20 protein-coding genes are annotated in these 22148 nt (G+C 50.1%); 6 read left to right on the forward strand and 14 right to left on the reverse strand.

Going from position 1 to position 22148, the window contains the following annotated elements:
- Nucleotides 1–510 precede the first annotated feature (510 nt).
- The 3 genes from IEX98_RS10625 to IEX98_RS10635 are packed head-to-tail and all read right to left on the reverse strand — an operon-like array spanning nt 511 to nt 3329.
- Complete coding sequence (locus IEX98_RS10625) at nt 511–1341, reverse strand: sugar phosphate isomerase/epimerase family protein (protein ID WP_188889025.1); 831 nt, start codon at nt 1339–1341, stop codon at nt 511–513.
- A gap of 24 nt (nt 1342–1365) precedes the next feature.
- Entirely contained in the window at nt 1366–2250 is an 885-nt protein-coding gene (locus IEX98_RS10630) for a sugar phosphate isomerase/epimerase family protein (protein WP_188889027.1), read from the reverse strand.
- A gap of 2 nt (nt 2251–2252) precedes the next feature.
- Nucleotides 2253–3329, reverse strand: coding sequence for a Gfo/Idh/MocA family protein (locus IEX98_RS10635; protein ID WP_188889029.1), 1077 nt, complete (start codon nt 3327–3329; stop codon nt 2253–2255).
- A gap of 93 nt (nt 3330–3422) precedes the next feature.
- On the opposite strand from IEX98_RS10635, the gene IEX98_RS10640 reads away from it, so the two are divergent.
- A complete protein-coding gene (locus IEX98_RS10640; protein WP_188889031.1) occupies nt 3423–4289 on the forward strand; it encodes a helix-turn-helix domain-containing protein in 867 nt (288 codons plus the stop codon).
- A 110-nt stretch (nt 4290–4399) separates the two neighbouring features.
- On the opposite strand, the gene IEX98_RS10645 is transcribed toward IEX98_RS10640, so the two are convergent.
- The gene (locus tag IEX98_RS10645) at nt 4400–4567 is read right to left on the reverse strand and encodes a hypothetical protein (RefSeq protein ID WP_188889033.1); all 168 of its coding nucleotides are present in this window, start codon (nt 4565–4567) and stop codon (nt 4400–4402) included.
- 607 nt (nt 4568–5174) lie between these two features.
- Between IEX98_RS10645 and IEX98_RS10650 the strand changes: the two genes are divergently transcribed.
- Nucleotides 5175–6002 (forward strand): hypothetical protein, encoded by an 828-nt coding sequence (locus IEX98_RS10650; RefSeq protein ID WP_188889035.1) that lies wholly within the window; start codon nt 5175–5177, stop codon nt 6000–6002.
- Between the two features lie 58 nt (nt 6003–6060).
- On the opposite strand, the gene IEX98_RS10655 is transcribed toward IEX98_RS10650, so the two are convergent.
- Nucleotides 6061–7278 carry an RDD family protein gene (locus tag IEX98_RS10655; RefSeq protein ID WP_188889037.1) on the reverse strand — a complete coding sequence of 406 codons (1218 nt, stop codon included), beginning with the start codon at nt 7276–7278 and terminating at the stop codon, nt 6061–6063.
- A 209-nt stretch (nt 7279–7487) separates the two neighbouring features.
- On the opposite strand from IEX98_RS10655, the gene IEX98_RS10660 reads away from it, so the two are divergent.
- Both IEX98_RS10660 and IEX98_RS10665 read left to right on the forward strand, forming a co-directional pair.
- Nucleotides 7488–10214, forward strand: a complete 2727-nt coding sequence (locus IEX98_RS10660) for a TPM domain-containing protein (RefSeq protein WP_229692105.1) — start codon at nt 7488–7490, stop codon at nt 10212–10214.
- 275 nt (nt 10215–10489) lie between these two features.
- Nucleotides 10490–11161 (forward strand): DUF2306 domain-containing protein, encoded by a 672-nt coding sequence (locus IEX98_RS10665; protein WP_188889040.1) that lies wholly within the window; start codon nt 10490–10492, stop codon nt 11159–11161.
- Nucleotides 11162–11643: 482 nt separating this feature from the next.
- On the opposite strand, the gene IEX98_RS10670 is transcribed toward IEX98_RS10665, so the two are convergent.
- Nucleotides 11644–12480 (reverse strand): protein-glutamine gamma-glutamyltransferase, encoded by an 837-nt coding sequence (locus IEX98_RS10670; RefSeq protein ID WP_188889042.1) that lies wholly within the window; start codon nt 12478–12480, stop codon nt 11644–11646.
- A 253-nt stretch (nt 12481–12733) separates the two neighbouring features.
- On the opposite strand from IEX98_RS10670, the gene IEX98_RS10675 reads away from it, so the two are divergent.
- Nucleotides 12734–13306 carry a MerR family transcriptional regulator gene (locus tag IEX98_RS10675; RefSeq protein WP_188889045.1) on the forward strand — a complete coding sequence of 191 codons (573 nt, stop codon included), beginning with the start codon at nt 12734–12736 and terminating at the stop codon, nt 13304–13306.
- A 29-nt stretch (nt 13307–13335) separates the two neighbouring features.
- On the opposite strand, the gene IEX98_RS10680 is transcribed toward IEX98_RS10675, so the two are convergent.
- Complete coding sequence (locus tag IEX98_RS10680; RefSeq protein WP_188889047.1) at nt 13336–16476, reverse strand: choice-of-anchor A family protein; 3141 nt, start codon at nt 16474–16476, stop codon at nt 13336–13338.
- A gap of 167 nt (nt 16477–16643) precedes the next feature.
- On the opposite strand from IEX98_RS10680, the gene IEX98_RS10685 reads away from it, so the two are divergent.
- On the forward strand, nt 16644–17363 hold the full coding sequence (locus tag IEX98_RS10685) for an ankyrin repeat domain-containing protein (protein ID WP_229692086.1): 720 nt from the start codon (nt 16644–16646) through the stop codon (nt 17361–17363).
- Nucleotides 17364–17449: 86 nt separating this feature from the next.
- Here the strand turns inward: IEX98_RS10685 and uxuA are convergent, their stop codons facing one another.
- The 7 genes from uxuA to IEX98_RS10720 all read right to left on the reverse strand — a co-directional run bounded on the left by uxuA (nt 17450) and on the right by IEX98_RS10720 (nt 22066).
- Nucleotides 17450–18523 (reverse strand): mannonate dehydratase, encoded by a 1074-nt coding sequence (gene uxuA / locus IEX98_RS10690; protein ID WP_188889050.1) that lies wholly within the window; start codon nt 18521–18523, stop codon nt 17450–17452.
- Between the two features lie 31 nt (nt 18524–18554).
- The gene (locus IEX98_RS10695; protein WP_188889052.1) at nt 18555–19283 is read right to left on the reverse strand and encodes a GntR family transcriptional regulator; all 729 of its coding nucleotides are present in this window, start codon (nt 19281–19283) and stop codon (nt 18555–18557) included.
- 174 nt (nt 19284–19457) lie between these two features.
- Nucleotides 19458–19649 (reverse strand): hypothetical protein, encoded by a 192-nt coding sequence (locus IEX98_RS10700; protein WP_188889054.1) that lies wholly within the window; start codon nt 19647–19649, stop codon nt 19458–19460.
- Nucleotides 19639–20133, reverse strand: coding sequence for a hypothetical protein (locus IEX98_RS10705; protein ID WP_188889055.1), 495 nt, complete (start codon nt 20131–20133; stop codon nt 19639–19641). Before IEX98_RS10705 ends, IEX98_RS10700 begins: the two co-directional genes overlap by 11 nt.
- Before the next feature lie 137 nt (nt 20134–20270).
- Entirely contained in the window at nt 20271–20597 is a 327-nt protein-coding gene (locus IEX98_RS10710; RefSeq protein WP_188889056.1) for a DMT family transporter, read from the reverse strand.
- A complete protein-coding gene (locus IEX98_RS10715; protein WP_188889057.1) occupies nt 20594–21151 on the reverse strand; it encodes a TetR/AcrR family transcriptional regulator in 558 nt (185 codons plus the stop codon). The genes IEX98_RS10710 and IEX98_RS10715 overlap by 4 nt, the downstream gene beginning before the upstream one ends.
- A gap of 165 nt (nt 21152–21316) precedes the next feature.
- The gene (locus IEX98_RS10720; protein ID WP_188889058.1) at nt 21317–22066 is read right to left on the reverse strand and encodes an SDR family NAD(P)-dependent oxidoreductase; all 750 of its coding nucleotides are present in this window, start codon (nt 22064–22066) and stop codon (nt 21317–21319) included.
- Nucleotides 22067–22148: the final 82 nt, after the last annotated feature.

Here is a 22148-nt window from a genome sequence, read left to right on the forward strand (position 1 = left end):
GCCCCTTCTAACTAATCCGATCCACACTATGCGCTCACCGCACTCATACAACGAACTAGCTTCATCCGCATTTATCCCGCCTGTAGACCAACATACATCCACGCAAAAAAGCCGCCACCCAAATCGATTCAATCGATTCGCGATAACGGCTTTTCCATCTTTCCATCTATTGATTAATGCTCCCAACTCCGACTATACGTCGGAATCGTCCCATTTTTTCGAGTAGGCTTTTTTCGTTACCCACAACGTCATCCAAGTGAGCACGGCCACGATAATAATAGCAAAAATCCATACACCAGCAGGTACGCCCATGCATGACCCTCCTTTGCCTTTTTCATTATCATACCGGACATTAGAGGTGCGTACTCGCCGTAATTATTAACATTTTGCAACTTTTTTGGAACTGCCCTAATGGTCTACGCTGTACTTGGCTCCCAGTCATTCCACCGAACAATTGTAGTATGCTTCATTATTTAGCCTTGCATACAACCATTGCCCTCAAGGAACAATTTACAATAGCTGCTCTAATGTTGCCAACGCGCGCTTTGAGGCCGATTGCTGCTCCTCATCACCTTCATACTCTACGGTGTACCAGCCATCATAACCGATTTCTTTCAACTGCCCGATAATAAACGGTAAATCGACAACACCCTCGCCTGCAACGCGCCCGGCAAAAGGCTGCCCGCTTAAAGAGCGGTAGAAAGAACCTTTATAGTCTTGTTCCACCTGTACAAAATCCTTCACATGCACGTGTCCTACCAATGATTTGAGCTCTTGAATCGCTTTACTTGGGTCCTCGTCAACAAGCAGAAAATTGCCCGCATCAAACGTAGAGCGCAAATTCGGCGAATTCACATCCTTTATAATCGCAGCGACCTGTTCGGCCTTTCCGGCGAGCAAGCCGTGATTTTCCAGACAAAGCATAATGCCCTGCTCTTCCGCATACGCCGAAGCTTCCTGCAAGCCTTCAATAATCCAGGACCGCACCTCGTCAAAAGCAAGCCCTTCCCGCAAATCGCCTGCAAATACACGTACGACACCGGCTCCCAGCAAGACCGCGTTATCAATACTCAGCTTGATATCCGCTAATTGAGCCTGCCGTTTCTCCGGATCAGCTTCGGCAAAGTTGTTAGAAGCACCAAAGCAAGCCAGCTTAAGTCCGGTACGGGCCAAAGCATCCTTCACTTCCTCCGGGTCCCGCTCTGGATTCCAATAGAAGCTCAACAGCTCCACACCCTGTGCATCTGTCGTTGCCACAAATTCAATAAACTGCGCATTCGTCCATCCCTCATTATAGTAGGAATGACAGCTCCATGCGCTTAGCGCGATTTTTGCTCCCATGCCGAACCTCCCTCTGCCTGCTGCCTATTTAAATGAATGAAGAAACTGAATCGCTTTGCGAATATCCGTTTCCGGCTGCGTTCCCACTTCCCGCTCGATTGTCAAATAACCGGTGTAGCCGATTTCTTTCAGCGCCGTCAAATAAGCCGAAAAATCTACGCCGCCCTCGCCGAGCGGAACCTCACGGAAAAACTCGCCACGCGTCACCATTTCCGATATCGTATCGTGATCCATCTCGCCATAACCCAAGTAGCCGTAGACTGCACGCGGATCAACATCAGCCAGCTTAATGCCATCCTTGGCATGCGTATGCACGATATAGTCCTTCAGCAAATAGACGCCCTGCACCGGATCATCACCCGTTACCATAACCATATTCGCCGGATCGAAGTTAACCGATACCCCGTTCGTAGACAGCGAGTCGAGGAATTGCTTCAGCCTCGCCGCCGGTTCCGGTCCTGTCTCTATCGCAAAATGTGCGCCTTTATCGCTCGCATAATTGCTTAGCTCTTCACAAGCCTCCTGCATCGCCGCATAAATCTCCGAGCTGCTGTCCTCTGGCACGATACCGATATGCGTCGTTACAATCGAGGTGCCGAGATCAAGCGCCAGATCGAGAATGCGTTTGGACTTTTCGATTTTCGCCACATTGGCCTTCCGGTCTTGAAAGCCATGGCCGCCAAGATCGCCGCAGAGAGCGGATATCGTTAAACCAAGCGACCCGATGTAGTCCTTCAGCTCTTTGCGCGCTGCCGCCGTCAGTTGTTCCGGATCCATCTCGCCGCTCACGGCATAAATCTGAACACCGTCTGCGCCAACTTCTTTCGCTTTCTGCAGACCGCCACGCAGACCTGCGCCAAAGCTCTCTACGATTACGCCAACTGGATTGCTTATTTTCACCTCAGTCATCGTTATCCTTCCTCCCCAGCGCTTAGTACGATCTCGCGGCCTTCCGCAGCCGATTGATAAACCGCATTCAAAATCCGCATGATCTCCAGACCATCTTCTACCGGACTGACAGGCACTGCTTCACCCTTGCAGCAGGCAATAAAATGAGCAATCTCGTTATTAAAAGCCGACTGAAATTGGAAGGTACGATGATCAATTTGCGGCTCTATATTCACAATCGTATTGAACTGCTCGCTCACGATAACAAGCTCTGGCTCGAGCTCCGCGCCGCCTTTTGTTCCGAAAATTTTGGCCGACGATTCATCCTTAGAAGCATGCAGTGTAAAGCTGACGTCGACATACAGGCTTGCTCCGTTCTCGAAGCGGATGAGCGCATTAGCCAAATCCTCGACATCGTTTTTATCCGCATCATAGTCGGCCGCCTGGTAGAAGGAAAGTCCCTCCACGTGGGAACGGTTGCCGAGCTGCCGATACGTATTGCCGCTAACCGACTTCACCTTTGGTTTGCCCATTAAATACCAGCATACGTCAATCATATGTACGCCAATATCGATGAGCGGGCCGCCGCCTGAACGCTCCTTATCGGAGAACCAGCCGCCCGGATTGCCAAGCCTGCGTATAATCGACGCTTTCGCATAATAAATATCGCCTAATGCGCCAGCTTCTCTATATTTATTCAACAGCTTCACCTGATCGCTGTAACGGCGGACGAATCCTACAAGCAACAGCTTGCCCGTACGTTTGACGGCAGCCTCTACCTGCTGAGCCTGCTCTACCGTTTGCGACAATGGCTTCTCGCATAGCACATGCTTGCCTGCCTCCAAAGCCGCTACTGCAATTTCCGCATGCGTGTTATTCCATGTGCAAATGCTTACAGCATCTATCTCTGGATCGGCAAGCAGCTGTTTGTAATCCGTATAAATGCGAGGAATGCCGAAGCGTTCCGCCTTCTCTTGCGCGCGCCCTTCGTTAAGATCAGCAATCGCTGTTAATTGTACTTGGGGATGAATGGAATATGCCTGTAAATGCGAGCTGGAAATGGAACCTGCGCCTATAACGCCAACCTTTAATGTAGTCATCGTTTTCTTCGCCTCCATGCTTCATATAACTAATTATTGCATCCTAAGCCATTCAAACTTAACATGATTATATAAGGGAAAGGAATGAACAACATGGTTAAGTTCATGGATTATATGATCAGCACTGAACCGATAAGGGTAATCGATCTGACCCTGGATCCAGCCAAGCTGTCTGTTCGTTCGCTCGTCATTCGCAATGTAGGCCATTTGCCCGGTAGAACCTTGTTTCGCCATGATGCGGTCTTCGATCATTGGGCCATCGTTTATATAGCCGGAGGCTCCGGCAGTTTCCAAATAAAAGGCGGTTCGCCGCAGCGGGTGAAAGCAGGAAGTCTATTCTTCTTCCAGCCCGGTGTCGTCTATAACTATGGCCCTGATGAGGGCGGGTATTGGGATGAGTTTTATTTTACGGTCAAGGGGAGCCGCATGGAGGAATGGATTCGGGACTGGCCGATCCCCGTTCGCACGGTCGCTCATCCTGGAGTTGACGCCTCCCAGCAAAATCGGATCGACCGGATTTTCGCCTTGATGGAAAGCGGACAGCCGGCTAATGCCGACCGGGCAGCGCTGCTGCTGGAGGCAACCGTTTTCGAATGGATACAACGGCAGCAGCCTTCACCCGCCAACGTAAAAAACGCGCGTCTTGCTCAGCTTCTAGAAGATTTATCGCAGTCACTCTACGAACCCTTCGATGCCAAAGCTTTCGCCGAGCGCCACCATTGGTCGCTGTCGACGCTTCGCCGCACAGTCAGCGAGTATACCGGCTTCGCGCTGCATGAATATGTACACCGGCTCAAAATCGCCGAAGCGAAAAATCGGCTGCTTAACACCGATCAGCCTGTGAAGGAAATTGCGGCGTCACTAGGCTATAACGACGTGTTTTATTTCTCCAGGCTGTTCAAGAAACTGTCCGGCGAAGCACCCAAGCTATTCCGTGAACAGCGGCAATCTCAGCGTTGAAGAGAACAAGCCGCTCCAGCATAAAAAAGCCCTCCAAGCAGAAGCATCCGACTCCCCTAACGGATAAATTGGATGTCAACTTGAGGGCTTAGTTTCCCTGATCTTACAGCTTAGGACTTGGACTGCAAATTAGGAGAAGCTTCCGTTTCGCATGCTTCTTCAGCAGCCGACTGGAACTCCTCTTCGTTGTTTTGTGCCAGCTTATCGCCGAACTGATCTAACCGATCCGGACTGCTTGCCGGCCCGTCGTTATCGGGCTTATTGTTTCTGCCTGACATAGCCACACACCTCCTTCGTGAAGCAATCTCTTTCACGGCTTTCATTTTGCCCCACTTCATCAATATGCATCCTGAGCATACAGCACAAAACAGGCCAGCGGATTTCTCCTCCTGACCTGCTTTTTCACTTGCTTATTGCAATATCAATTTACGACGTCAACGAACTAAATTCAGTTCAGTCTTAAAGCGTTACGCCAGTCATTTCCTGACTCAGCTGCCATAATCGCTCCGCCAAGGCAGGATCAATAGCCCGCTGATAGGTCCCTGGCAATGTCTGCGATGCTGTATTCAGGCTCCATCTCTCGCTCCTTTCTAACTAAGTGGCAACCACTCGGTTCAATTAACTCTTCTGCAGCTTATCCGATGGAGTTCACTCCATGTCAAGCGGCTCTCTTTTTATAAATGATTAGTAAAATTTTCTACACTAATTTGTGTCTTTCATTCAGATAATGCTTGACTATTATTTGGATATTCTTGTATATTGATAGCGATTCAACCAATTTAATCGGCTAACAATGGGAAGCACCCGTAAGAGAAAGGCGCATAGCGCCTTCCTTTTGCAGGTGCTTTTTTGCGTTTTCAGCCGTAAACCAAGGAGGTTATGATCTTGTTATTGAGTAAAACCAAGCTTATCGTCATTATTCTGGCACTCTCTTTAGCCGCCGCCATCTCGTTGCCCATGCCCGCCGCTCATGCCGCCCCATTCGAGTTCACTGTTACTGCCAAAACCGCCTACGACAAAATGATTGCAGCAGCGCCTGCTGCAACAGCATCAAAGCTCGCCAAACAGTATAGCGATTTGCAGACATCCCAGAAATCCGACATCGAATGGGATAAAAAAATTAATGATCTCCACTATCGCAATGAAGAGAATATGCTTGCTGCCCGCGCCAAAGTGAAAGAAATCGACGTCGCCAAGCATGCTAAGCTTACTGAAGCGATTGTCCAGGCAAAGAAAAAATACGAGCCGGTCTTCAATATACATGAAACGTTGAAGAAACAGCTCGCTATGGCGAAATCGGCGAAAAATAAGGTGATGATATCCGTCCTGCAGCCCCAAGTGGATGCGGCCAAAACCGCAGTCACTATAGCAAAGGAAGATATTAAACAAAAGGAGGCAGCGCTGAAAAAGGCCAAAGCGGAAACAATTGCGACCAAGAAGACGATTAACGCCACCTTATCCAGTACCGATACACTCAAAGTCAAAATTAAGGCAGCGAAAGGAACGATCAGCAGCTTGAAAAAGTCTTTTTCAACAGAAGGGACCCTGCTAAATCAAGCCGTTCGCAAAGGAGATGCGGCAGCCTCATCCGCCTCCTTTACTCGCATGCTGTCCTGGCAGCAGCAAATCATTACGCAAAAGCAGAGCATCTATAGCTACGAGCAGCAGATTGATGCTGTAATCGCCAAGGCAAACGGGCAAATCCCGAAATAACGCCGTAAAAAAATCAGGCAACGGTTATTGACCGTTGCCTGATTGAGCTTTTTGCCCGCTATGAAGAGTAGACCGTTTCTGCGAAGCTTTCTATAATACGCTCGAACTCGAACTTAACAGCATCAAATTTCTCTACATCAGACAAGGCGATAATCTGGTGAACTGCCGTTTTCGTCTGAATGATGACGACCAAATAGACATACTCAAAACTCTCAATTTTTGTTTGGATAATGAATTTTTGTGCGTTATAGCTGTTAACAGTGAGAGCCGTAGGCTCTTCAACGACTGTCGTGTTCTCATACTCTCCCAGGTTTTCCATAAAGGATTGTGCATAGCTGCCCAGCAGCTCGGAATCAATCACACCCAGTTCAATGTCCTGGGAAACGACCATAAGCGAATTACTCTCGAAATCGACTAACGATAGATTAAGCCCATTATCATGATCAGGGATCTCCCTGTCTTCCCAATAAGAGGGGGTTATAAGGGTAAAGCTTTGATCCCGGCTGGTCCACTGGATATCTTCGGCATCTTGGTTAGAGGGCTCATCTGATTCAATTATGCCGTTGGACTCCGATTGAAAATGGCTTGCTGGCATCCTGTCGCTTTCGTTGCTTGCATCGATTAAACTCGCAATGCCTAATCCCCCGCCAATAAGGCCAATCAGAACAATGACCGTAAATACCGGCGCCAGTACAACGTTATTTCCTCTTCTCTCCGGTTCTAAATCTCTAACTTTAACGACATAGGTTTTAGCAGCCATATCGCCAAGCCTTTGCTTGTTCTTGGTAGCAAGCACCGCAATACCCGCCGGCAGCCCCCCTGCCAGGAACGGGTTTGTATCAATGATGCGTATGGAGGAGCGAATCAAACCTTTAACAAAGCCGGGAGTGCCCCCTTCCCCATTGACAACCCTAATTCTAACCAGCATTTTCCCAAGCGTATAACCTGTGTATCCCTCTAGCAAAATATAATAGGCAAACACCAGGAAGGGGTAGGCCGCAACAATTAGCAGAATAGCAGCCGAATCATCATTTCTGATGGAAGCACCCATTATTCCGTAAAATGAAAGCAATAATAAGATCATTAAAATATAATCAATAACGGTAGCGCCCCATCGGCGAAAAAAAATCGAGCTTGAATACGTGGAGGACAATGTTTGCATAGGAGGCTCCGGCGTCTGGTTAAAAAAATAAGGCGGCGGACTTAGCGGCGCTCCGTTACTTGATTGTGCCCCATTCCATGGCGGCGGCATTCCATTATTATCATTATGAATCAAAAATCGCACCCTCTTTTTACATATTATCTCAACATTAAAGCATTCCTTCCTTCAAGCGTCAATGACTAGAGACTCTTCGACAGCCGCTGTCGAAGGGTGTTTTTTTGTGTATAGTGCTTGCGGACCAATTCCGGTATACTAGAGAGACTACTAGAAAATGCTGGAATAGAACGATTTCAGTGCGTCAAGGAGGACTTTCATTGAAGCTAATGCGAATACCCGTGTTCCTCGTTCTTTTTATGCTGCTTTGGACAAGCACGATCTTTGCAGCTGAGCTGCCTAAAAACTTAGGCCATGTGCAGGACCGCGCTTCCTATTTTCAGGAAAAGGACAAAAAGGCGTTGCGGGCCGAAGCCGTTAGCGGCAGCTTGCACTATTACATTCTTACAATCCCGACGCTCAATGGCACAGATTCTGCTAAATACGCCACCTCTATCTATAAAAGCTGGGAATTGACCAAAAACGACGTATTAATCGTTATTGCGGACAAAGAGCGGCGCATAGAGGTTAACTTTAACAACAGTGAGCTTCAGAAGAAACTCGATAAGCTGCCTGCCGATTATGACGGCGACGGCGATAAAACCGAGAAGAAGTTAGTAGAGTTTGTCGATAAGCATTTCATTCCCTCCGCCAAGGAAGGCGACTTTCTAGGTGCTGTACGGAATTTAATGACTTCAATGAATAAGCTGATGCCGGCACCTGCGGCTAAGCCTACTGAGAAACCGGCTGCTGCCGGAGCTCAGAACCCGGTAAAAACAGACGCCACCAAAAAACCGGAAAAGACCGAAAAAACCGAGAAAACAGAACCTGCTGGTGAGCCGATTAACTTTGGTGCATTTTTCATGGGCCTCTTAATATTCGTCCTTTTCGTAGTGTTCGTAATAGCAGCCATTATAGTTCTTAAGCGTTTGTTCAGCGGCTTAAAGCTCAAGAAAAAGCTGGCCGAGGTTCGCGAGCAAATTGCCATGCAGTCGGTTGAGCTGGCACAAGCGCTTGATGCGCTTACGCCTCTCTCCGAAATGAGTCAAGGACGGACCGGAGCCGTCGTTAAAGATCAGGAAAAGCAATTAACGGCGCTTTTGCTGGAAACGGAACAGCTCGGCAAAGAGATGGACGCCGATGCCGTTATGGTTTTGAAAACAAAAACTCTTTATTATTACCTGCTCCTCTACACAGAACATATGGTAGAGAACGAGAAAAAGATTGCAGTCGTTACACGCAAGGCCAATGAACTGGCTGATGCCGAGAAGAAGCTCGGACCGTTCGCCAGCCGAATTGCCGGCAACTTGAACCGGATCGAAATCGGTATCAATGATATGGCTCAGAAGCTGGGCAGCCAGCTGATGCCGCTCCGTCAATCGCTTGAGGAAGCCAAAACCGTACTTGCCAAAGCCACGGAGCAATCCGCTTTCGACGTTCTCTCGGGGACGGAATGGGCCTTGAAGGCAGAGCGTACCTGCAATGCCCTGCAATCGGAATACGATGAGCTGGTAGAGCTGCATGGCTTATTGCTCGGATTCCCTGAGCAGGAACGGAATTGCCGTGAAAGCGTCAAGGAAATCATTCAAATTCACAATTTGCATGCATTCGAAGCCGACACACTGTCTCTGGTTGATCGGAGCAAAACGCTGTCCGAGCAGATGCTGGATGAATTAAAGCAAGGTCAAGTCTCATCGGCCCGCTCCTTGTGGGAGCAGTGCCACAAGCTCCTTCGCGAAGCCGTATCCAGCATTACCAAGCTAGGCGAGTTGAGACGAAGCAACATGGACAAGGCCGACGCTTTAGATCACAAGCTTAAACAGCTGATCGTTACACGGGATAAATTAAGCGATGAGCTTCTTCAATTGTCCCATCGTTATGTAAAATCGCTGTGGACAGATATGCAAGAGGAATACGACAACTGGCTAAGAGATCTCACAGCGGCAAGCAAAGATTTGGACATTGCGAAAACCCAGACCGGAGATCGCGAGCAAAACTTCGAGTCCGCCAAAAGTATTTTCGATGACTTAGCTGAAGATTTCGAGACGTTCGAAGCTGCTGCAGCCACTATGCTGGCGACGATCGAGCAGTGGGACGCAACCAACTACGGGCTGCGCAACCAATTCGACACCGATCTATCCCTTTACCATCAAGCGATTGAGCATTGTAAAACGAACCGTATTTATCTGACGCCGGAGTTCATGCATGATGCAGAAAGCGCCATTGACTCGCAATCCGAGACCTTCCAAAATGCGGCAACCAGCAGCCTATGCAACTTGCTGCTGCTCGAACAATATGGCGACAGCTTCCACGAAACGGTTGCTTCCATCTGTACGATGATTCAGCGGATCGAACAAAATAAATATACAGCCGTGCAAAAGCTTAATATGCTGGACACCTCCTTTAAGCAGCAATTGGTATTAGCCAAAGGGATGCTGTACAAACGGAAGATTAAGCAGTCTTATAATGAATTGAAAAATTCGGCGGAACGCTGTATTCAGACCGGTATGTATGAGGAAGCGCTAGGCTGGCTCAAACAATTGGAGGAGTTCGTTCTCTCCCTTGGCAGCGCCAACCGAATCCAAAGTCAGCTGCAAGCAAATGCATTAATGCAGCAGCAACAGCGGATTCAAGCGACTCGAACCGTTGTATACCACCAAACAACAAATGAGGAACGTGAAGAACGTCCTCGCCCTAAGCCGCCTAAACCAAAATCCAGTTCTTCTTGGTTTAGCAGCAACAGCAGTAGTAGTAATAGTAGCAAAAGCAGCAGCAATAGTAGCAGCAACAGCAGCGGAGGCTCCAACTGGAGCAGCAGCAGTAGCAGCAAGAACTCCTCGGGCGGATCTTCGTTCGGCGGGAGCAGCAATAAGAGCTCCTCAGGCGGATCTTCTTTCAGCAGCAATAATAATAAAAACAATGGCGGCGGAAATTCCTCCGGCGGCTCCAACTGGTAATCGAACAAACAGGTGAACATAACGAAATGGCGGTGCTCGGGAATGGATCCTTGGTACCGCCATTTTTTTGGATTTGACCAATGAGCGAAGCTTTGCCGCGGCTCTTCACAAATCAAATGTGCATTTAATCATCATAGGATGGACAATCCGCTAAACACCCCCAACCTAAGTCGGGTGGCTCCATCCGCCGCAGGTCCGTTCAAGGCCCTCTATTCCGGTGCTACAATGGGAACGGTAAAGTAAATCTATTCCAAATAACTGAAGGAGATACCTCCATGAATATGAGCGGCAAACTATTTCGATTGTGTGCTTTTGGTGCACTCGCTTTTTTCGCCTTGGCGATTGGAGCTTATGCACTATTATTTTATGGTTCGCCAGAAGGCCTGCGAGAGCAGTTGTTTGTAACCGAAAAAGGGGCGATGCCAGCCATTTGGTATGGCATCTTGTGGGCGCACGCCGTGTCCGCCGGAATTGCCTTAGCGATCGGCTGGCTGCAATTCGTGAAGCGGCTTCGCCTTAAGGCGCCTTGGCTGCATCGCGCAATCGGCTATATCTACTCGGCGGCGATAGCAATCGGCGGCCTAACCGGCTTGTACCTTGCCTTTTATTCAAACGGCGGTTGGAGCGCCCGGATTGGTTTCAGCGTCCTGTCCATTCTCTGGCTATTCACGTTGTACCGGAGCCTCGAGAGCATCATCGTCAACCGCGATGCCGCCAAGCACGGCCGCTGGATGACTTACAACTATGCGCTTTCCTGCGCAGCCATCTCGCTTCGTATTTATACGACGTTAGCTGCTGTCATTCTCGGGATTAGCGATACGAACGTATCCTTTGTCGTCATCGCTTGGCTTGCCTGGATACCAAACCTGCTAATTGCCCGATATATAATGAGCAAGAGATCGAATAAGATACCGTTTAATAACCAAACCAAAGGCGTTATTTCCTAGATAAAAGCGGTGAGCGGGATGCTCGCCGCTTTCTTTTCTGCCAGTTCATGCTGACCAGAATCACTGCTCTTCGAAGCTGTTCGTTTGTTTATAGAGGTCAATGATGTCCATTGTTCGGTAATCAGTTGCTAGTTCATTGTTCAGCGGTGGAGTTTACGAAGCTGCTTCGCTATTCAGCGAAGTGATTTTCGCTGCGGGCATGTCCAGCTTGGCCGAAAGACAAATAGCGAACCAAATTTCGCTTTTCACGAACCTTGGTTCACGAGTTGCGAAGTTTGATTCGCTATCCTATGCTGCCCGCCTTACCCTAATCCCCGCAGCGAAGTTACCTTCTCTATTTAGCGAAATTGCTTCGTTATGACGCAAAAACTGCAATTTCAGCGTAACTGAGCTGTTAGAAAAGCAGTCTTCTACATTCCTCTATTTCAGTTCATTCCGGGCTGCTTCTCAACCTGTAAGGCCAGCTCGTACCCGCACACATTCTAACGCGCGACATTCTGCGAGCCGATGACCGCGATGATCGGCACCTCTTGCCGGGCACCTAGCTCCCTCGATCTCCTGTTCAGCTCTGCATGCAGCCGCGCGGAAAGCCTGCGCAAATACTCAAAGTTCGGGAACACGACGAGATCCGACAAATACGCCGATGTTGTGCTCCCCGGTTCCCGGGCTTTATTCAGGGCTGCGATCATATCCGCCTCTGTCTCGATGCCGACGCCATGCCCGAAGAACAGATCGCCATTCAGCTTAACGACGTTCTCCCCTTGCCATTCCGGCGTATCTGCATCATGATCGGGATTTTTGAAATAAAGGACATCGCCAGGAAACGATTCTTTGCTGTCATGGGTCGAAATGAGCCATAGATCACTGTCGTGATTCCAGTCACGCAAATAGAGATTGGTGAAATACATATTGAACGCGTCATCGCCAATGACGTCAAGAATCGCTTTGTACCAGGTAATCACGATGGCGGTGGCGCATTCAAATGCGTACTGCTTGCCATTGCGGAAAATATCGCGAATAGCGTCAGACGGCCGAACTCCGTTATTCAATTGGAAGCCGCCGCTGCTGGTCCGCGTCCAATATTGGCTGTTGCAGCGTGATTTCTCAAAAATCGCAAATGATGCATCACTGTCATGAAGCGCTTTGGCCGCATTAACGATGCTTTGCCGCATCGCCAATTCGAATCGCAAAGCCGCCGGCGAATCAAAACGATAAACGACAGGGCTCTGCTGCTTGTCGCGAACAATCTCCTTCTCCAGCTCCGATAAGGGCATTTGTTGAATCGCCTGCTCTGTGTTCACGCCTGAAATGACAATCAAAGCATTCCCTCCTCATGCTCTAAGGTTCATTAGGTTATTGTACGTACGCAACCGCCTATCGGTGTGGGCGCATAACCGTGTATCCCTATGAGCCTCTGCCCCTTCTTATGGGAGCCTGCTCAATCATTCATCCTGCCGCTCTTAGCAGAAATCCACTTCTTTTAGCGATTGAACACTACCTTTGTCAGACCGGAAGGGACTCAAGCAAACAGAGCGAATACCTGATATATTCCGAACCGTGAGGTGATCATTCATGACGTTTCTGAAAACAAAAGAAGCTGCCCAGCAGCTTGCTGTCAGCGAAACGACCGTCAGACGTTGGGTCTCTCTGTTCCCGTCCGCATTTCCGAAAGATATGTTTGGTCATTATATTTTTGATGATGAGGCGCTGGATAAGCTAAAACGCATTAAGTCCGAATTGGAGGAAGGCACAGGCCTGCCCGATATTAAGCTGCCTCCCAGCCAAGAGCCGCTCTTGTTATCTCCCTCCTTACAACCAGCGAATTCCGCAGCAGCACCATCTTCGTCATCCATAACTGAAGAACCAGAGCCGCTGCTCATCCGTCTCGGACAGCTCGAATCATCCCTCTCCCATAAAGCGGATGAGGTCGTCACCTTCCAACTGCTGCATCACCGCCAAGAAATGGAGGAAATACGCCAGACCCTCGCCCAGCTCTCGGCAAGCGTCGAGACCCTTTATGCCGCACTTCAAAATGCAGCTGTCTCCAGACCCCCATCCGAGTTCCTTCCTGATCTTCCTAGTGCAGCAACTGGCAGGCGCACTAAGAAGAAACGGATGCTTCGGACGATTTTCCCTTTCCTATAGTTGGCATCTGGAAGACATGGAGCCGTCATCTACTCCTCCTCTTCCTCAATTGTGAGAACCAGCTGGTTCGAATCGGAGACGCCCCTTAATTGCCTGGAGGTCGACGGAAAGAAAAAGGTCGCAGAAACCTGGGTTGGCAGCAGTCCGTTGCTTGGTTCCGCCTTCAAAATAACTCCGTACGTAATGACTATCGAATTTCCTGGAGTCAGCTCTCCGAGCGGTAGGCCGGCGGAAAAATCATTGGCGGGGAGCGGCACACCGTTCCTTGTCAAACTCCCCGGCAATGCGGAGGTCAACGGGGGCAGCAGTTCAAAGACCGTTATACCTGCCGCTTCCGTCAAGGAAGGATTCGAGACCGTCACAGAAAACACAATGGTATCTCCTATCATGGCGGCTGAGCGATTGGCGCTTAATTTCACAACCAGACCAAACACAGTATAAGCTGCAACATCGCTTTCCAAGCTGAGCTGATCAGCGGTCATACGGACACGGTCGGTCACAACGCTGCCAGGCGCCGCCCGTACCACAACCCGCACATTTCCCCGCAGAACAGATCCCTCTACAAAACGATTGAGCCATACGGAGCGAAGCAGCAGCGAGTCCCGGATAAAGACGTTGGTCAAATCGATATTCCCCGTATTGCGTACCATCACGACATAATTTACGGCTTCTCCTGGAATCACTTCGATAGGCGACACAGACAACTCCAAGCTTGCATTCGGCGCTGCCAGCACCACAACATCGGCGGATACTTTCATCGCTTCCGTCTGTGTACTGTTCACCAACAGCGACCCATTAATGACCGTTCCTGGCGCCGTCCCCGGCAGCACGTTAAATACGCCCTCCAAGCGATAGCTCTGACCCGGCAGCAGCTGCTGCAGCAGTCCATTATATTGAAATAGCGGAGATTGCAATTGAATATTCCTGACGGTTACGCCGGATTTATTGGTTAGGATAGCGGTAAAAACGACGGATTCATTGGGAGCCACTAACGAGCGATTGGCAAATCCGGTTACACTTAACATGGCTTGTTGCGCAGGAACCGGCTGCGGCGATGGGACCGGCTCTGGTTCCGGCTGCGGCTCTGGAGCAGGAATTGGCTCTGGTACAGACACTGTCGTAACAATGACTGACGCATCATCCGTTATCGTGCCAAGAGTAGGACTCTGCGCAACGACGGTATTGCTGACAATCGTATCAGGTAGCGTTCCTTTTGGAATGACATAGCTTGCCGTAATAACCGCTTTTTCACCAATTTGAATCGGCGGAACCGTCCGGTTAAGTCCAACCAGTGAGTCCGTTAGCGTAATATCGGTCAGTACCGTATTGCCCGTATTAATCAAAGTTATGGTGTATTGAATCGTATCGCCTGGACTGGCAAACTCCTTATCCACGTCTTTGGCAATGAGCAGTCCGGGGCTGCTCCCTACCCGAACTGTATTGGACGCTTGCTCCACGCCAAATGCCGATCGCAAGGTTGCGGTGTTGTCGATCGTACTCCCTGCCGGCGCCTCAGCAGGAACCTTAAGCAACTGCGTATAAGTGACGACAGAGTCTGGGGGCAGCGTGTCAATCGATTTATTCAACCCAAGCAGGCCGTCGATAATCTGCAAATTGTTTGCCGTCGTAATAACAGAATCATTGGAAATCCGAATCGCATACGTGATGACATCCCCAGGGAATGCCTCATTCATGCTGCTCCGCTTACTCAAGCTGACTATAGGGGTTTCCGTCACGAGCACTGCTGCGGTAGCTTGGAGATAGCCGGGGAAAAGAAGGTTGGCCGCCATCAGCCTTCCCGTACTCGTAATGACCGTGCCCGGCGGCGTATTCTTAGGTATAACGTATGTCTGTGTTAACAGCTCTCCCGAGAAAACAGTCCCTAGCGTTTTGGATATACGCAATGAATTATCAGTGACTGTCGCATCGGTTAAAGGAGCATTTCCGTTATTGACTAGAAAATAACTAAATATGACTTCCTCCCCAGGAAGCGCTGTCTTCTTGTTGACGGTTTCGACAAAGGATACGTCGATGGGCAACGCTTCAATCACAATCCGTGACGAAGCCGCTTGCTCCGCCGTTTGGTCGCTTTTTACCGTGACGATGTTATCATAATGCTCTCCCGCCCTTCCCTCTCTTACGACAGCATTGAATTTACTGACATATAGCTGGCCTGGAGCCAGTGTTGCCACAAGCTGCATTACGCCCAGCAAGCTGTCGGTAATGGTTATATTCGTTAGGGGAACAACCCCGGTATTGCGAATCACAACCTGATAAACGAACGGAGTACCTGGCACCCCTGCAAACTGAGCGGCACCTTGCGCGGTTTTTGTTACCGATATAGAGGGCAGACCACAAATATCGGGCAAGCACCCCAGATAAGGATACGAAGCTTCCATCAGACTGTTCGTATTGCCGTCATAAGACAAGGCGATCAGTTGACCGTTCAACTGGCCCGAGCCCATCGCCGTCACAACTGCAAATGGCGCCAGCACGGAACCGACGATAATTAAGCTGTGGTGAAAAAAAGCGGTAGCCTCCGGCACATTCCAAAGGATACGGCTGCCAGGCGCAACGGGATCGCCAGCGTCCGGCAACGAGATACCATAGCTGCCAAAACCGATATCATTGCCGAGTAAATTGATCAGCGCAAACGAGCCGCTTGGCATGTTAATCGTAACGTTGTTCGCTCCCGCAAGCGACAGCCCGCTTCCATCGATATCGCCAGCGTCAAAAGTAAATACGTTCAGCACAGGGTCCTTCCCCGTAAGAACCAGACCACCGAATTGAGTCATTGCCGTGCCATTGACGGGCAGCCCTGCCCACCCTGCAGAAGAGCATTCCAGAAAAGCCTGCACTTCGGCAAAATCAATCCTTTCGTCCACAAGCGGCTGACCGGCTACTCCATTCCGGTTGTTCATTGTATATTGAGTCACAACCGAGGCCGGTGCAGCAATCGTATTGCCGTTATTCGTTCCCCGAATAATCTGGACATTTCCATCTATTATCAATTGTGCATCCGTCGTTGAGACTGGCAAGGCGGTGCCAACCGAATAGTCCCGATAGTTAACGTTCCCTCCTGCCGCTACCCTCCCTTGAGCGGCGGCATTTACCTGCGTATGATCACCGAACAAAAAAACATTAAATGCATTGGCTGCGCCAAAATTCATACATGTATCAGCCTCCCCGCTCCGTTGAACCTCTTCATTCATATATAGTTACGATAACGAAGCGATATGTATATCGTATGGATAACCGATGAAATCCATATTTTCCGACGATGAAAGGTTCATGTTATTATGGCGGTAGTACAGGCACGGGAAAGGAGAACGGACGGATGCGTGGACGAATGGGGCTGTTTTTAATGAGCATGATGTTGCTGAATGGCTGCCAAAGCGAGCTTTCCTCGCATAAGCCGAACGACGGAACCAGCATAGCTGTTACAGGAGAAACGGAGGATGCTCAGATGAACAACCTGTTTAGAGCGGCCGAAGCAGGCCGGACCGCCGAGGTGCTTCGTGAATTGGATCGAGGCGCAGATCTCAACGGACAAGATTCCAGGGGACGGACGCCAATCATGGCGGCTGTGCACGGCAACAAACCAGAGACAGTCCGAGCCTTAATCGAAGCCGGAGCGGATATCAATCTGCAGGACAATCGCTTGGACAATCCTTTTCTATATGCAGGAGCAGAAGGTCTTGCGGAAATATTGGCGATTCTGATCGAAGCTGGAGCAGATACTACGATTACGAACCGGTTCGGCGGTACGGCGCTCATTCCGGCGGCGGATCGCGGACATGTGGAGATCGTTCGGACGCTGCTGGCAGACTCCGGCGTTGCGATTAACCATGTCAACAACTTAGGCTGGACAGCGCTGCTGGAGGCGGTCATTCTTGGCGATGGAGGCCAGCGTCACACCGAAATTGTACAGCTGCTGCTCGACAATGGCGCCAACGTTAATCTCGCCGATAACGACGGGACGACGCCGTTACAGCACGCGAAGAAACGCGGCTATAAGACGATGATCGCCGCGCTGGAAGCCGCTGGCGGCAAGTAAGCATTTTGATAGATGCGCCAGCCGTATCTGCGCCCGAATCGGTCATAAACGGCTGGCAGCTCCTGTCTTGAATAGGAATGCAATCCTTAACCTCGTCCTTCTTTTACACGTTCAAGCGCATCCCATACGCCCCACAAATACATAATGCCAAGCGCTCGGTCATACAGCCCATAGCCCGGCCGGCATTGCTCGTCCCAAATATGACGCCCATGATCCGGACGTGCGAAGCCCGTATAGCCATTCTCATGATAAGCCCGTACAACATCGGCAATATCGACCGTTCCATCGCTGGAACGATGCGAGGTTTCGATGAAATCACCGTTCTCGTACACCTTCACATTGCGAATATGGGCGAACGGAATCCGGCCGGCAAACTCGCGGACCATTGCAGCCACGTCATTGCCTGGATTGGCACCCAGCGAGCCGCTGCATAGCGTAATGCCGTTGTAAGGGCTGTCCACAAGACCCAGCAAGCGCTGAATATTGTCGCGGTTCGTGACGATCCGAGGAAGTCCAAATACCGAGTAGGGAGGATCATCCGGGTGAATAGCCATCTTGATATCATGAGCTTCGGCTACCGGTATGATTTGCTCCAAGAAGTATTGCAAATGGTTGAACAAGTCTTCCTCGCTGACATTTTTATACGCCTCAAACAAAGGTGCGATACGCTGCAAACGCTCGGGCTCCCAGCCCGGCATCGTGAAGGCGGAATTCTCATTAATATTGCGTACGAGATCCTCGGCCGCCATGCTTTCAATCTTAGCTTTATCGAAAAATAGCGCCGTCGAGCCGTCCTCCATTTCTTTGAACAGATCGGTCCGAATCCAGTCGAATATCGGCATGAAATTGTAGCAAATCACTTTCACGCCCACCTTAGCCAGCTTCTCGATCGTCCGCTTGTAGTTCTCGATATACTTATCGCGTGAGGGCAGTCCCAGCTTAATATCTTCGTGTACGTTAACGCTCTCAACGACCTTTAGATGAAAGCCGTGCTCGTCAGCCAAACGCTTATAGTCCAAAATTTTGTCCATCGGCCATTCTTCTCCGGCAGGAACGTCATGCAGCGACCATACAAGCCCCTCAACGCCCGGTATTTGCTTAATCTGCTTCAGCGTCACCGAATCATTGCCTTCCCCGTACCAGCGAAACACCATTTTCATCTTGTATATCCTCCTCTGCGTTAGTTAGTAGCTAGGTTTTAAAATAATGCGGGTACCTGTCGCGCAGCTCCGGCAGCTCGTTGTCGATCTTGCCGATATGCGGCTGCAGCCGCGATGCCGCCAATTCGGGATCGCCCTGGCGCAGCGCATCAAGCAGCAGCGCATGCTCCTCCAATACCCGGCCCATATCCCCGAACTGCTCAATCGCCAAGTAACGGGCGCGGTTCAAATGCGCGCGCATTTGGTATACCATCTGCAGCAGCGTGGCATTGCCCGCCCTCTCCAGCACGATGCGATGAAACGTCTCGTCGAGCTGGAAAAACAAAGCGGCGTCTCCTGCTGCTGCAGCCTCTCTCTGCTCTTCCAGCAGCTTGGCCAGTGCGGCATCCGCTCCCCTGACCGCTTCAATATCGCGCCATTTAACAGCAGCTAGTCGAAACGCCCCTAGCTCTAATTGCTCGCGAATGAATCGCGCCTCGCTCACTTTGCGCTCCGATATGAGCGCAATACGTGTCCCCCGCTGCGGCAATACATCCAGCAGCTGCTCACTGACGAGCAGGCGGATTGCCTCCCGCACCGGCGTTCGGCTGACGCCAAGCGCTTCGGCAAGCTCATTCTCGTAAATCATGCTGCCCGGCACCAGCTTCATCGTCACGATCTGCTCACGAATCGATTCAAAGATCTGATCGCCGAGCGACTTGCGCTGCTCCTGCTGCGGCAAGGACGGCATGGTTGGAAGGGATGGCTTATTCGTTGACATCGCCTTACGCCCCCTATTCGAATTTTTCTATCTCTACTGTACTTGTATTCTTGTATACAAGTCAAGACAATAAGTCATTCCCGCTATATGAAGCTATCCCCCTAACGGCAGCAACAACCGCAAAGACGGGCTGCTGCTGCACGTTTGACCTTGCTTCCAGACCTAATATAAGCTCTATTCGCTTTCCCGTTGCTCCCCCGATTCCTGCGGCAGCCGAATGCTGCCCTTCGGCAAGTCGGAAGCAGATAAAGAACTCTCTTCGAGCGAGGCTTCCGGCTTCGCCAGCCGGTCCGCTGGTCGTTGACGATGAAGGCGGCAGCGTCTCGCATGACTGATGGTCACGAACAACCGCAAATTACGTTCCATAAAAAACGACCCTTGCCGTGGAGCCGACCGGCATCAATTCATTGACATGCGATTGAATGACACTTCTGGCCTGCTCCTCAATAGAAGCATAGCTGTAAGCGTCCAAATGAACAGTACCTGTACGAAGATCGTAACGCTTATAGGCGACTACCACACCTGTAAACAAACTATTCAACTCGGCAAACACACCAGCCTGATCCAGACTGCCGTTCATAGCCGCCCTTCTTAACCGATCGGGCACTTCAATCGGAGCGACACCATCCTCTACCGCAGACGCATAAGGCTTCACCGTAAAGCAGACGTCCTGCGGGAGATGATCCGAAGCAAACCGAAACAGATCAGCTGTATCTTTTTCCGACAAACATAAATGCTCATCCCAAGCGTAAATAACCGCTTTATGGCTGCCCGTACTATGAATACGTATATACCGAACATGCGGAAAACGCTGCTTGATGACATGCTCCATCCACAAACGAGTTCCCATGATAACACCTCCGATTGATAGCGCTTACAATATCATATGGCTCCCCCTCCAAACTATTCCCCCTATGCCAAAATCGTGCGGGCGGCATGAAAAAAGAGCAGTCGCAGCCATTCTGACTTCGCTTGCTCTCATCCAAATTAATGGGCTGCGCCCTTCATGTTCAATACAACTACGCCTGCAATAATCAATACAATACCAATCGCCGTCGACAAGCTCGCCGTCTCTTTCCAGATCACGATGCCAATGACCGCCGTAATAGCCGTACCGACACCCGACCAGATCGCATAAGCAACGCCAAGCGGAATTTGCTGCAGTGACAGCGACAGCGAATAAAAGGCGATCGCAAATCCGATTGCGGTTCCAATACTCGGATAAAGCTTCGTAAAGCCGTTTGACGCCTTCAGCATCGATGTTGCCGCAATTTCACTGGCAATCGCGAGCGCTAGAAATAAGTATGCCTTCATGCGTCCTCCCCTTCTTCCTTCCCAATCCCATGCATTAATATATCGACGGTCTGCTTCAAGGCAAGATCCAGCGTCAGACCGCCTTTCGTTTCCATAAAGTAATAAAAAGTGCCCACGTACATATCGATAAACAAATCAACATCGAATTTTCGCAAAATACCTTCTTCCATGCCCTGCGCAATAAGCAGCCGAATTTGATCCCAGCCTTCCTTGAGAAAACGATCCAGCGCCACCCATTGCTCCGGGTACAGATTTCGCAAATCCTGCATAGAGCGCATATCGTAGAACGCATAACCGGTAGGCAAAATAACTAGCGTATGCTGCAGCTTTTCCCATGTTGTCAGCGTTTGATCCTGTATGAACGAAGCTTCAAGCGCTCGCATATCCTCGATCGATGCCTCAACCAGCCTGGCGACAATTTGTTCCTTGGAGGAAAAGTTCTGATACAACGTCTTTGTGCTGATGCCAGCTCTAGCTGCAACCTCTCGTATGGAAAATTTCAAACCGCGCTGCGAAACCTCATGCTGAACGGCTTCCATAATTCGCTCTTTCATCCCTATGCACCTCTCTGCCTCTATAAAACCACGGAAAACATTTTGTTTTAAATGTTTTCCGTCCGTTCAGTTTACCACAGGAATAAATCGGCGGTCAAAAACAAGAGGACATCCCGGGAGGAGAAACGTCTCCACCCGAAATGTCCTGCTATAGCTATTGCCCTATTATTTAAATGAAGCATAGCCTTGATCGACCATTACGACGCTGCCTGTAATAGCCTCCGCTTCCGGAAGAGATACGAGATAGACTGATTTGGCTACCGCTTCCGGCTTTGTCAGCTCTCCGCCCATCACTTTCGCCCGCATGCTGTCTAGCATGCCGTTGTTCTTGTAGCCCTGGATGATTGGTGTATCCACTGCGCCCGGTGCAACCGCTACGACACGAATCCCATGCGGCGCAAGCTCCAGAGCCGCTGATTTGCTCATCATAATGACTGCGCCTTTCGTAGCGTGGTAAGCAAACGTTCCCGGCGATGCCAAGAAGCCAAATACGGATGCCGTATTAATGATGACGCCGTTGATGCCGAGCTCCTTCATTTTACGACCCGCTGCAATAATACCGTAGGCAACGCCATGCTGGTTAATGGCGATCGTTTTATGATACAAGTCCATGTTCTGACCCAGTACAGGGCCCGCTCCGCCAATGCCTGCATTGTTGAACATAACGTCAATACGTCCGTAGACTTCAACCGTACGCTCCACTAGCGACTCAACAGCCGCCTGATCCGAGACGTCAACCTGTATGAACGTGGCTTCGCCGCCCGCCTCGCGAATCCGCTCAACCGTTTCTTGTCCGCCCGCTTCGTTAAAATCGGCAACGATGACACGATCACCTTTGCTTGCGAATACCAAGCTAGCCTCTCTGCCAATGCCGCTTGCTCCGCCTGTAATGACTGCAACCCGTTTTGTTTCCATCTATAAGAACCTCCTCTGAAATGAAGAAAAATATTTACATCCCTATTGTAATCCCGCCTTAATATTAAGTATATTTATACTT

The organism is Paenibacillus radicis (ex Gao et al. 2016) (assembly GCF_014641555.1).
GTDB classification, from domain to species: domain Bacteria; phylum Bacillota; class Bacilli; order Paenibacillales; family Paenibacillaceae; genus Pristimantibacillus; species Pristimantibacillus radicis.